The following is an 11756-nucleotide window of genomic DNA, read 5'->3' as shown; positions in this document are numbered from 1 at the left end:
TAAGAAACAGGAGGACATCGTGTCTGAACTCAAACTTGCCGAACGTATCAAACGTATCAAGCCTTCACCCAGCACTGCGGCAGCGGATCGTGCACGCCAACTCCGCGAGGAAGGCCGGGATATTGTCAACCTGACTGTGGGAGAGCCCGATTTCGATACGCCCCCGTCCATCAAGGAAGCAGCCTGCGCTGCCATCATGGCGGGCGAGACCAAATACACCGCTGTGCCGGGCACGGTGCCGCTGCGCAAGGCTATTGCAGCCCGCATGAAGCAGCGAACCGGAGTGGATTACGGCCTGGATCAGATCACGGTCAGCAACGGTGGCAAGCAGGTCATTTTCAACACGTTGATGGCGACGGTTGGCAAGGGTGATGATGTCCTCATTCCGGCTCCATTCTGGGTTTCCTATCCGGACATGGTGTTGGCCTGTGGTGGCAATCCCGTGATCATTCCGTGTGTCGAGGAAGACGGCTTCAAGCTGACCGCCAAGGCTCTGGAAGCGGCCATTACGCCGAATACCCGTTGGCTTATCCTCAACTCGCCGAGCAATCCCACCGGGGCGGTCTATACCGCTGAAGATCTCAAGACGGTGACCGATGTGCTGATGCGCCATCCGCAGGTTTGGCTTCTGACCGATGACATCTACGACGAGATCGTCTTCACCGATGCGCAGATTGCCAGCCCGGTTTCCGTCGAGCCCGGTCTCATTGACCGGAGCTTCCTGATCAATGGCGTGTCCAAGACCTATGCCATGACTGGCTGGCGTATCGGTTATGGCGTCGGGCCGGCTCCTCTGGTCAAGGCGATCAACACGTTGCAGTCCCAGATGGCGTCCTGTGCCTCTTCGGTCAGTCAGGCCGCAGCCGTTGCTGCCCTGACCGGCGATCAGAAAGAAGTGGGTGAGTGGCTGAAGGTCTATCGCAAGCGTTGCGAGTTGGCGGTGGAGCTTCTCAACCGGGCGCCCGGTCTCAGTTGCCGCAGTTCCGATGGTGCATTCTATGTCTATCCAAACTGCGCCGGTGTAATCGGCAAGAAAACCCCGGATGGCAAGGTGATCGAGAATGATGGAGACTTCGTGCTCTATCTGCTCGAGTCCCAGGGCGTCGCCGTCATTGCCGGTGCTGCCTATGGTCTTTCACCCTATTTCCGCATTTCGGTCGCTACCAGCGAAGCGGTCATCCGCGACGGCTGCGAGAGAATCATCAAGGCATGCAGTGCACTGTCCTAATGATCGCCAACTGACATTGGAGCCAGCGAAGCAGCCAATTCCCAACTGCTGGCTCCAACTTTTTGTCAGGTCTTTGGCCCTATCAAGCGCGTCTTTTTTTGTGCCAGCGCGCGGCGCGGCCCTGAAAAGGGCTGACCCCTTAGGACCACAGCCCGGGTTCGCATAAGGCCGGGGCTTCAGGAGGAAAAAAGTTTCATGGAAAAACCACATATCTTGCAAATCGGTCCCTACCCGGACTGGGACATGGAGCGGCTGGAAGAACGCTTCGTCATGCATCGCTATTTTGAGGCAGACGACAAGGCTTCCTTCCTGTCCGGTTGTGCAGAGCAGATCCGTGGCATTGCGACGCGTGGTGAGCTGGGAGCAGACAAGGCGCTGATTGAGGCACTGCCCAATCTCGAGATCATCTCGGTTTACGGGGTTGGCTATGATGCGGTCGATCTCAAAGCTGCTGAAGCGGCTGGAGTTCGGGTTACCAACACCCCAGATGTGCTGACCAAGGATGTTGCCGATCTGGGCGTTGCCATGATGCTAGCCGCCTCGCGTGGGCTCGTCGGGGCGGAGGACTGGGTGCGGTCCGGCAACTGGAAGAACAAGGGGCTTTTTCCTCTGAAGACCCGTGTCTTTGGCAAGAAGGTCGGCATTCTGGGCCTTGGCCGTATTGGCTATGAGGTTGCCCGTCGTTGCGCAGCCTTTGATATGGACATTCACTATAACGATCTTGAACCGCGCGATTTTGCCGGTGACTGGCACTTTGTTGCCGATCCCGCCGCACTGGCCAAAGAGGTCGATTTCCTGTTTGTGACCCTGACCGGCGGTCCGGCGACAAAGGGTATTGTCGGCAGAGATGTCATCGAGGCTCTGGGGCCGGACGGTATGCTGATCAATATTTCCCGGGCATCGAATATCGATGAAGCTGCCCTTCTGGATGCTCTGGAAAGCAAGGCTCTGGGCTTTGCCTGCCTTGATGTGTTTGACGGTGAGCCGAATGTCGATGAACGGTTTCTGGCGCTGGACAATGTGCTTTTGCAGCCGCATCACGCCAGCGGCACCATCGAGACGCGCAAGGCAATGGGCAAGCTTGTCTATGATAATCTGGCCGCCCAGTTCGACAGGAAGCCGCTGCCAACCCCCGTACTTTGAGGTTGTTGCCGATAACGATCCGTGAGTTTGAAGCAACAAAGCCCCGGTCCGCTCGTGACCGGGGCTTTTTCATTCCTCTTTTCTCTTGCTCTTTTGTCGCTTGTGGTGGGGGTGGTCTCCAGCTCGGGGAAAGGATTATCGACCGATGATGGAGGCCGTGCAGAGAAGAGCAAAGGGTGATGTCCCTGCCGGAGGCCGCAACAAGACCTGGCCTCCGGCACATCTCACCACCAAATCAGATACCGCTCGACTTGTAGGCATTGGCAACCGTTTCGATTGCCAGCACATAGGCCGCAGTTCTCAGATCGTCCACGCCCTTACGTTCCTGATAGACCGACAGCATGCGCCCAAATGCCTTGCGCATCATTTCTTCCAGTCCGGAGCGAACCAGATCGATTTCCTCGCTGCCGCGAACAAAAGCCTTCCATTGTTCTTTGGGAATCTTGACGCCCGTCATGGATTCGAGCATTTCGGCTATCTGCCGGTTCTGGGATTCCTGACGCTGGTGATCCAGCAGGCCCAGACGCATGTGACCCAGATTCTTGATCCATTCGAAATAGCTGACCGTAACCCCGCCGGAGTTGACATAGATGTCTGGCAGAATGACGATGCCGCGCTCCTTGAGGATCTTGTCTGCATCATAGGTGGTCGGACCGTTGGCCGCCTCGATGATAACCGGGGCCTTGATGCGAGGAGCATTTTCCGAGGTCAGGACATTTTCAAGTGCTGCGGGCAGAAGGATGTCGCACTCTTTTTCGAGCAGGCTCTGGCCATGTTCGATATAGTCGGCATCGGGGAAGCCACGCACACCTCCGGTCTGGTTCATATGGGCACGAACCTCGTCAACGGGAAGCCCCTGTTCCCGATAGATCGCGCCGTCCCGCTCGATGATGCCCTGAATGAGGCAGCCGTCCTCTTCGGACAGGAATTTGGCAGCGTGGTGACCGACATTGCCAAGCCCCTGAATGATGACGCGCTTGCCGCGCAGCTCGGGCGTTAGTCCGGACTTCTGCAAATATGGCCATGAGCGGAAAAACTCCTGAGTGGCATATTGCGTACCACGACCGGTGGCTTCGATACGCCCTTCAATCCCGCCTGAGTTGAGCGGCTTTCCGGTGACGCAGGCAGCGGCATTGATGTCGAGGCGGTTGAGACGCTGATATTCGTCAGCAATCCAGGCCATTTCCACTTCGCTGGTCCCCATGTCCGGGGCCGGGACATTCTGGCTCGGGCCGATCAGGTTCCGTTTCGCCAGCTCCTGCGTGAAGCGGCGGGTGATGCGCTCCAGTTCATGCGGTTCCCAATCATTGCGGTTGATCTGCAATGCGCCTTTTGAACCGCTGAAGGGGATGCCGATCAGGGCGCACTTGTAGGTCATCAGGGCCGCCAAGCCTTCAACCTCGTCCTGATCTACCTTCATCGCGTAACGTATCCCGCCTTTCGCCGGATGCTGATGTTCACTGTGGACCGAGCGCCAGCCGGTAAAGCTGAAGACACGCCCACGCAGTCTGACACCGAAGCGGATTGTTACGGTCAGATTGCAGGACTTGATGCGTTCCCTGATGCCATCTTCCAATTGGCACAAGGACGATGAATGGTCGAATAGCTTGTCGACACTGTGTAGAATCGAGTTCTCAGAAATATTGGACACGGTTTTTCCTCCCGAGCTCCGGGATTGGAGATTTCAATGCTTGTCGATCGGCATTCCCGTATGCGGAAATTGGCAGAAAGCACGCGAGAAAGCCGATGCAGTCAAGCTTAATACTGGGAGAAAACGGGCTCCAAGACTGTTTGGTTATGGTGCCAACCGGTTTCATGATGTGAAGAGAAAGGTGCCTCTGCCGGCAAGGGTCGGGGAGGGCAACCTGCTATCGGGAGAAACATCCGCTTCGTTTGAGACCTGGCGTGAGGCGTTGGCTGGTCTCTCCGGTTTGGTGGAAAAAGTGCAGGTTGCGCATGGCAATGTTTTCGGCGCAAAACAGGCACGTAACACCAGATCGTGATGGCGAGCTTGTCACGTTTCTTCGTGTGCAGACCGTTCGCTCCCTATTTCTTTTGCTGCCGTCTCATGACGTGAGCGGCCAGGGGGGCTCCGAGGATCACGATGATGACGCGGAAAGCATGGTGAACGACCACAAATCCCAAGTCTGCACCCATCAACATGGCTAGCAAGGCCATTTCCGCCTGTCCTCCGGGAGAAAAGGCCAAAAAGACATCGAGCGGCGGAGCAAAGCCCAGAAGGGATATGGCTTCGGAAAAACTGACGGACAGGATCGCCAGGATGATCACGAAAATGATGCCCGAGGTGACGAAGCGGCCGAGCTCCCTCACCGTTATTCCAACATAGTGTGCCCCGATGCCGAGCCCGATAAACAATTGGGCAGCCATGATCGCCTCACGAGGCGGTCGGGCATGGAGCAGCCCGAACTGTGCCAGACATGCCGCGACGATCATTGGGCCCAGAATGGCTGCTCCGAACAGCTTGAACCGTTCGGCAAGTTTCCATCCGCCTATGGCGGCAAATGTCATCATGAGCAATTCCGAGATCGGAGTGTCTAGAGCCGCATCGCCGATGGAGTGCTCAAGGCTGACACCATAGAGCCTGGTTGCAACGAGCGGCGTCAGTGTGATGATGACCAGAACACGGGTGGCATGAATGAGTGACAGGGCGCGAGGATCTCCGCCAGCCTCCTCGCCGAAAATGACCATATCTTGTAGGCCGCCAGGCATGGCGGCATACCATGCTGTTGTCCTGTCAAAGCCGAGGGCACGGAAAAACGGCAATCCGACGAGGGCGATGACCGCGATGAAGACCGGAATGAGCAAGATTGTTGTTGCCATTTGCGGCAAGGCTGAGAGGACCTGCGGCGTGATGGAAGCCCCTGCCGCAACGCCAAGAATGGTCCGGGCTCCCTTGGAGACATTTCCCAGATCGCGGAAACGCAGGCCGACAAGTGCAGCCACCAGACAGGCTCCCAGCGCTCCGAACAGAAAGGGCAGCGGTAGCCCTGTTGCCTCGAAGGCCAAGGCCCCCGAGAGGGCGATGCCCAACCCGAGAGCCTGCTTCTTCCAATCGCCCATCAACCGCACTTTCAGCTTTCCGTAGCAACGGCTTTTTCGTTGCGAGGCAGTCGACACTTGCGGATTAGTATGGGCACGAGAACAACCATGGCGGTGATCCCGAACACGACCATTGCAATCGCGTGATCCAGAAACACGGTGAAATCACCGCGAGAAGCAATCAAGGTGCGGCGTATGCCCAGCTCGAACAAGGGCCCCAGTACCAGTCCCAGAATGAGCGGTACAGACGGATACTTGAGCAGATTCATTATGTAGCCCAGTATGCCAGCCAGCAGCATGATGACAACAGCCCAGAGGGAATAGTCGATCGAGAACATTCCATAGACGACGATGCCGATGACCGCTGAAAAGAGCAGGCCACGCGAGACGAAGATCGCTGCCGCAAGCACAGGGGTCAGGAACAGGGTGATGAATACCAGAACGAAGTTGCCGACATAAAAAGTCCCGAACAGCGCCCAGACGAATTCCGAATGCTCCTGAAAGAGCCTCGGGCCGGGTTGCAATCCTGCCATCAGAAGGCCCGCAAACAGCACGGCCGTCGTGGCGGAGGCGGGAATGCCAAGGGTGAAGAGGGTCACCATTGCACCATAGGAGGCCGAGTTGTTTGCGGTTTCGGGTGCAGCGACTCCTTCGATAGCCCCGTGTCCGAATTGATCGGAATTTTTGGAAATCTTTTTAGCCGTCGCATAGCTCATCATGGTGGCGGCTGTTGCGCCGACGCCGGGCAGCACGCCGATGATGAAGCCCATGATGGATCCCATGAACATGACTTTCCTACAGATCCACAAGTCTGACAGTCTGGGCATCATGGATCGATAGGAATAGCTGGCCGATTGCGTTCGGGTGGTTGGAGCCGATCCAACGGTCTGGAGCATCTGTCCCAGACCGAACATGCCTACGGCCACCACCGCGAAATCAAGCCCTGAAAACAGCTCCATCTGACCAAATGTGAAGCGAGGTCCACCGCGGATCTGGTCAAGCCCGATGGTGCCAAGCCACAGGCCCAGAGCCAGAGCTGTGAAGCTTTTCGCCCGGTCCTTGGTGCCTAGGGTTGAAACAAGAGATAGAGAAAGGGCCATCAGTGCAGTCATTTCTGCCGGCCCGAACATGAGCGCATATCTTGCGATGATCTGAGCCAGCAAGGTCAGACCGATCAAGCCTGCAAGACCACCGAAGAAGGAAGAATAGATAGCAACGCCAAGCGCTCGTCCCGCATCTCCCTTAAGGGCAAGCGGGTGACCATCAAGAACGGTCATGACGGCGGGTGCATCACCCGGAATGCCGATCAGAATGGCGGTGACGGCACCGCCGAACATGGCGCCGTAATAGACACCGGCAAGCAACGCGAGGGTAATCGTGGGTTCAAAACCGACGGCAACTGGCAGCATGATTGCGACCCCGGCAGCGGGGCCGAGGCCCGGAAGAGCACCAACCAGAAGGCCCAGCACTGCTCCCATGGTAACTGCCGTCAAGAGTGTAGGGGTAGTTGCTGCGGTATAGATGCCTGTGAGCAGCAGCGATAGGGTTTCCATAATCTCCTCCCTGAGATCAGCGGTCTGGCGCAGCAAAACAAGATACGCGCCTGTCAAATTCCGGTGAGAGCCAGAAGGTTAAAGACCAAACGGGCCGGTCAATACCGGCACTCCAAGCACAAAGCGAAACAGCAAATTGCACCCGATAATGGTTCCAAGGGAAATGACGGTCAGTTTAACGAGAAATGCTTTGCCTTTTTGTTCTTCAGGCTGGGTCAGCAGGCCAATTGCAAAGATGAGGAAAAATCCCGCCAGCGTCATTCCCAGATAAGGGGAAAGCAGGATGAAACCGCTGAGCGTGACGATAACACCGGCAATTGCCAGAAGCGTGCGTTTGTCGAGCTCGCCTTTGATTTCTGAGTTCTCCGCTTCAACAGCGCTGACAGGGGTCCGCCTGATCTGCTTCAGGAAAGTCACGCTCGACAAGATCGACATCATCAGGCCGGACAATAGCGGAAAGAAGCCCGGGCCGGGAACTCCCCGGATCCAGAGCCCATATTGCATGCCTTTGACAATGACATAGAGTCCCAGAAAAAAGAGCAGAGCTGAAAAGAGCTTATCTATCTGCGAAATGCGCATGTCGATGCCTTGTAGAAAATGCGATTGGGGAAACAGGCACCCATTGTCGGGTGCCTGACTGTGGTAGAACGAACAGATCTATTTCAGAAGACCGAGCTTTTTCATCAGAGCGGTATAGTCCGTGTTACGGCGATCCATTTCTGCGGCAAATTCCTGGCCAGAGAGGAATTTCGGAACGACATTGTACCGATCAATGTAGCGTTCTTTCCACTGAGGGCTTTTCAATGCTTTGCCAATGATGTCTGCCCAGTAGGCCGCAGCCTCTGCGGATACTTTGGGAGGCATGACAAAGCCGCGCAACTGGGTCAGGGAAACGTCGTAACCCTGTTCTTTCATCGTGGGAACGTCTGGAAGAGCTTCAAGTCTTTCATCCGAGCTCACTGCAATGGCGCGCATTTCGCCGCCCTGGATGAGGGGCAGGATTTCAGAAGGATTGCCGAACTGGACATCGATATGACCGCCGAGCAGGGCTGCGGTGACTTCACCATCGCCTTCAAACGGAACAATATCGACCTCGATACCCATTGATTCTTCGAGGCGATGCGCGATGAGCGCCGGGTCTGCCACGATACCGGTTGTACCGGAGAGCATGCGTCCGGATTTGGCGATGGAATCCAGGCCGGTGATTTCAGAATTCGCTGCCACGGCCATCACGTAGGCATCTTCTGCAACGGCTGCAAGTGGCGTGAAATCCTTGTAGTTGACTGGTGAGTTGCCAAGAAGAGGTGTCGTGAAGAAGCTCACCCCGATATTGGCCCACATATTCTCGTCGCCGCCATGCTGGGTGACATAGGAATAGCCGACAGCGCCACTGCCACCGGTTCTGTTTTCGATGACAAAATTGGTGTCGGTAAGCTTGTTTTCGCGAATGATGTCAGTCAGCGTGCGCGTGACCGTGTCGCTTCCCCCGCCAGGGGATGATGTCACGATGACGGTGGCGGTTTTTCCCGGAGTGAATTCCTTGGCATATCCCGTCTGAGCCGTAATGCTGATGAGCGGGATGGCAATGGCTGCAACGGCATATGTGCCGATCCGTTTACAAATTGTCGACAAAACTAGTCCTCCTATAAGCGTAACCAAGCGTGTTTTGGCTCTTTTTGCAAGAATTACACACCAAATTGGGTCCTCCCGGTGTGTATTCCCTATCAAAAAAGCGCTAAATCAGATTAATTGTCAACAATCCTTTTGGGATATTTGTGGGCATTTACGGTTGGATTCGGGTATGTGACGCCAGTGGAAACGATGTAACTATCTGAAATTATTATAATAAAAATATTTAGAAACAATTATTTTTGTAAATGTGCAAAAATTTCTCTTCTCAAATTTCAAATTGATGGCTATTATTGTCGACAATTCGATAATTTTGTTAGCAATTTCATGAGATGCGCCAATAAGGGGGACTGATGATTTCGGAAAAGAAAACGGGCAGCAGCAAGGTCGCTGCCATGTCGACTGCGTCCATCGCCAATTCCATTTATGAAGAACTGGAGCGCAAGATTGTCGACGGTGATCTGGATGCCGGTGATCGGATCAATGAGAATGCCATTGCTGAAGCCAGAGGCATCAGCCGCGGCCCGGTAAGAGAAGCCTGTCGACTTTTGCAGCAGGCCGGGCTGATCGAGTTCAAGGTCAATCGTGGCTTTTTTGTTCGGGTCATCGAGTTGCAGGACGTCTTTGAGATCTATGAAGTTCGTGCCGCTCTTTTTGCCGACGCCGGGCGCAGGTTGGCTGAAACCATCACCCAGGATCAAATAGACGAGCTGGCCTCTCTGCAAGCGCAGATGGAGACCGCTCACAAAGCCGGGGACAATGATGCGGTCTATCTGCTCAATAGAAGGTTTCACGAGCTGACAATTTCTTTTGTGGGCAATCAGCGCATGACCGAAATCTATAAGTCGCTCGATAAAGAGCTGCATATCTGGCGCAAACGCGCGCTCATACTGGACAGCAACGTGTCCAACTCGATTGAAGAGCATCAACTGATCCTTGATGCCTTGCGGGGAGGCAATCGCACGGTCTGTGCCAGCATTTTCCTTGAGCACAGTTTGGCAGGATTCCACAGGCTTCAGCGCACCATGCCCGAGCAGACTGCCAAATTCCGGCGCTCGTCAAATCTCGCCTGAAACAAGAAGAAAAAATCGAAATTTTTGGAGGAACCCGCATAATGTTTCTGAATAATGGCAAATCAATTGTCGCCATTTCCAATGGTGATCCCGCTGGAGTTGGGCCAGAAATCACACTCAAGGCGCATTTGAATGAAGAGCTTCGCGCTGTAGCCGCTCCTGTCGTCATTGGCAGTCCGGAACTTTATGCCCGAGAAATCAAGGCGTTGGACCTTCCTCTCGAGCTTCGTGAAATCTTTGCCTTGAAAGACGCCTCCGGTGATCCCGGCGTTGTCGAGATCCTGCCCTTTGATAGTCTGGATCTTTCTGCCTGTCCTCGGGGCAAGGTTTCCGCAGAAGGGGGGCGCTATTCGGGAGCCTCCATCGCGCGTGCAATTGAATTGGGCATGAAAGGCGAAGCCCAGTCTGTTGTGGTATCCCCCAACAACAAGCGTGCGATGAAAGACGGCGGACACGAGCATACCGGTTTTGAAGAAATCACCCGCCATTATACCGGTGCCGACAGGTCCATCCAGATCCTCATGGGTCGTAAATATAACATGGCTCGGGTCACAAACCATGTGCCGCTTTCCCGCGTCTCTGAGCTTTGCACCCGGGATCGGGTTCTCGGGCAGATCGAAGTGCTGGATGAAAGCCTCAAGATGGTGGGGATCGCAAGGCCGCGTATCGGAGTTTCCGGTCTCAATCCGCACAATGGTGAACGTGGGCTGATTGGCTCGGAAGATATGAACGAAATCGAACCGGCCTGCGAGATGGCACGGGAACGCGGGCTTGATGTTCTGGGTCCAATTCCTGGCGATACCGTATTTGTCGATTACGGGAAATATGGCTTCGATATCGTGCTTTCCATGTATCACGATCATGGCAATGCAGCGATCAAGCTTCTGGAATTCGGTCATCTCGTCAATTTCATCGGCGGGCTGCCCATCCCGGTTTTCACCGTTTCACATGGTACGGCTTTCGATATTGCCGGCAAGGGTATTGCCGATGCCACCAACATGGAGCTTTCCATCATGGCGGCCGCCAAGGCTCAGCGCAGTCAGGGGATGGTGGCATGATCAGGGTAGGAGACAGCCTGTTTGCGACTGGTGTTGTGCATAATGCAGCATATGGCGGGATCGATCACGATGCCGTCAGCACCGTGCGCAAGCTGGCTTTGATGCCTCATCTGGATGTTGTCGAAGCGGCTTGGCCGTTGGAGCCGGACGTCCGTCAGCCGCTTCAGGTGATCATGAAGGATGTTGGTGCAACAGCCATTCATGCCGCGGGAGGCCAGATGAGACAGAAGGGCATCAATCCCAATTCCCTTGATCGGCAGGAGCGTGCTCAGGCGCTCTTCTGGCTGGAACAGATTGTCGCTGCGGTAAGTGACATGGGGGCGAAGTTGCTTGTTCTTTGTTCGGGGCCGGATTGCCTTCCCAATGATCGGGATGAGGCAAAGAAATATCTGCACGAGATGCTCTGTATTCTTTGCCAGCGAGCAAAGGAACTCCGCCCCGAAGATCCTCTCTGGATCTCGTTTGAACATTTCGACAGGGAACTCGATCAGAAGCGTCTTCTGGGGCCGACCTCTGAGACCGTGGATTTCATCCGCTCCGTTCGCAAGGACGTGCCCAATATAGGTGTGCTGGCTGATCTCAGCCATCTTGTACAACTGGGGGAGACGATTTCGCAGTCCATAGACGCCATCGGAGATCTGCTGATCCATGCCCATGTCGCCAATTGCGGTCTCGATCCTGCCTATCCTGCCGTCTATGGCGACAGCCATTGTCGCTTCGGGGTTGAGGGCAGCGCGGTAACCTTGACGCATGTGATTGAATTTCTCTCAGCACTTGATCGCAATGGCCTTGCAAAACGCGCACTGCCGACCGGTCATGCCGTGATCAGCGTGGAGATGAAAACGCCCAAAGGGGGTGATCCCGAGATCTCGATCGCCAATGGGCTGCGCATGCTCTACCAGGCCAGTGCGGCAATCTCGAGCACCAGATGAATCGGCTGCGTCGCCCGGTGACCCCCGTTTCCGGCCTTGCGATGTCAGTCTGAAAGCTACCTACGATCAGGAGGAGATCG

General features: G+C 55.3%; 11 protein-coding genes. 6 read left to right on the top strand and 5 right to left on the bottom strand.

Annotation, left to right across the window (positions count from 1 at the left end):
* Positions 1-19 precede the first annotated feature (19 nt).
* Together ACHZB8_RS21310 and ACHZB8_RS21305 are read left to right on the top strand one after the other, a co-directional pair.
* Positions 20-1228 (top strand): aspartate transaminase, encoded by a 1209-nt coding sequence (locus ACHZB8_RS21310; RefSeq protein ID WP_316863267.1) that lies wholly within the window; start codon positions 20-22, stop codon positions 1226-1228.
* A gap of 195 nt (positions 1229-1423) precedes the next feature.
* Positions 1424-2371, top strand: coding sequence for a 2-hydroxyacid dehydrogenase (locus ACHZB8_RS21305; RefSeq protein ID WP_316863265.1), 948 nt, complete (start codon positions 1424-1426; stop codon positions 2369-2371).
* A gap of 235 nt (positions 2372-2606) precedes the next feature.
* Here the strand turns inward: ACHZB8_RS21305 and ACHZB8_RS21300 are convergent, their stop codons facing one another.
* Positions 2607-4022, bottom strand: coding sequence for a Glu/Leu/Phe/Val dehydrogenase (locus ACHZB8_RS21300; protein ID WP_316863263.1), 1416 nt, complete (start codon positions 4020-4022; stop codon positions 2607-2609).
* A gap of 40 nt (positions 4023-4062) precedes the next feature.
* On the opposite strand from ACHZB8_RS21300, the gene ACHZB8_RS21295 reads away from it, so the two are divergent.
* Positions 4063-4374 (top strand): hypothetical protein, encoded by a 312-nt coding sequence (locus tag ACHZB8_RS21295; protein WP_316863261.1) that lies wholly within the window; start codon positions 4063-4065, stop codon positions 4372-4374.
* 43 nt (positions 4375-4417) lie between these two features.
* On the opposite strand, the gene ACHZB8_RS21290 is transcribed toward ACHZB8_RS21295, so the two are convergent.
* The 4 genes from ACHZB8_RS21290 to ACHZB8_RS21275 all read right to left on the bottom strand — a co-directional run bounded on the left by ACHZB8_RS21290 (position 4418) and on the right by ACHZB8_RS21275 (position 8616).
* The gene (locus ACHZB8_RS21290) at positions 4418-5452 is read right to left on the bottom strand and encodes an AbrB family transcriptional regulator (protein ID WP_316863260.1); all 1035 of its coding nucleotides are present in this window, start codon (positions 5450-5452) and stop codon (positions 4418-4420) included.
* Between the two features lie 11 nt (positions 5453-5463).
* Positions 5464-6984, bottom strand: coding sequence for a tripartite tricarboxylate transporter permease (locus tag ACHZB8_RS21285; protein ID WP_316863257.1), 1521 nt, complete (start codon positions 6982-6984; stop codon positions 5464-5466).
* Positions 6985-7062: 78 nt separating this feature from the next.
* Positions 7063-7563, bottom strand: coding sequence for a tripartite tricarboxylate transporter TctB family protein (locus ACHZB8_RS21280; RefSeq protein WP_316863255.1), 501 nt, complete (start codon positions 7561-7563; stop codon positions 7063-7065).
* Positions 7564-7641: 78 nt separating this feature from the next.
* Complete coding sequence (locus ACHZB8_RS21275; RefSeq protein ID WP_316863254.1) at positions 7642-8616, bottom strand: tripartite tricarboxylate transporter substrate binding protein; 975 nt, start codon at positions 8614-8616, stop codon at positions 7642-7644.
* A gap of 350 nt (positions 8617-8966) precedes the next feature.
* On the opposite strand from ACHZB8_RS21275, the gene ACHZB8_RS21270 reads away from it, so the two are divergent.
* The 3 genes from ACHZB8_RS21270 to ACHZB8_RS21260 are packed head-to-tail and all read left to right on the top strand — an operon-like array spanning position 8967 to position 11676.
* On the top strand, positions 8967-9686 hold the full coding sequence (locus ACHZB8_RS21270; RefSeq protein WP_316863252.1) for an FCD domain-containing protein: 720 nt from the start codon (positions 8967-8969) through the stop codon (positions 9684-9686).
* 41 nt (positions 9687-9727) lie between these two features.
* On the top strand, positions 9728-10744 hold the full coding sequence (locus tag ACHZB8_RS21265; protein ID WP_316863250.1) for a 4-hydroxythreonine-4-phosphate dehydrogenase PdxA: 1017 nt from the start codon (positions 9728-9730) through the stop codon (positions 10742-10744).
* The gene (locus tag ACHZB8_RS21260; protein ID WP_316863249.1) at positions 10741-11676 is read left to right on the top strand and encodes a TIM barrel protein; all 936 of its coding nucleotides are present in this window, start codon (positions 10741-10743) and stop codon (positions 11674-11676) included. Before ACHZB8_RS21265 ends, ACHZB8_RS21260 begins: the two co-directional genes overlap by 4 nt.
* The last annotated feature ends 80 nt before the right edge of the window (positions 11677-11756 follow it).

The sequence above is a fragment of the uncultured Cohaesibacter sp. genome (assembly GCF_963556055.3).
Lineage (GTDB): Bacteria > Pseudomonadota > Alphaproteobacteria > Rhizobiales > Cohaesibacteraceae > Cohaesibacter.
The sequence above is the reverse complement of the archived record's forward strand: the minus strand, read 5'-3'. Positions and strand labels throughout refer to the sequence as shown.

Coding starts and splice junctions, on each gene's coding strand:
- ACHZB8_RS21305 (WP_316863265.1), top strand. CDS start 1,424: ATGGAAAAACCACATATCTTGCAAATCGGTCCCTACCCGGACTGGGAC.
- ACHZB8_RS21290 (WP_316863260.1), bottom strand. CDS start 5,452: ATGGGCGATTGGAAGAAGCAGGCTCTCGGGTTGGGCATCGCCCTCTCG.
- ACHZB8_RS21285 (WP_316863257.1), bottom strand. CDS start 6,984: ATGGAAACCCTATCGCTGCTGCTCACAGGCATCTATACCGCAGCAACT.
- ACHZB8_RS21280 (WP_316863255.1), bottom strand. CDS start 7,563: ATGCGCATTTCGCAGATAGATAAGCTCTTTTCAGCTCTGCTCTTTTTT.
- ACHZB8_RS21270 (WP_316863252.1), top strand. CDS start 8,967: ATGATTTCGGAAAAGAAAACGGGCAGCAGCAAGGTCGCTGCCATGTCG.
- ACHZB8_RS21265 (WP_316863250.1), top strand. CDS start 9,728: ATGTTTCTGAATAATGGCAAATCAATTGTCGCCATTTCCAATGGTGAT.
- ACHZB8_RS21260 (WP_316863249.1), top strand. CDS start 10,741: ATGATCAGGGTAGGAGACAGCCTGTTTGCGACTGGTGTTGTGCATAAT.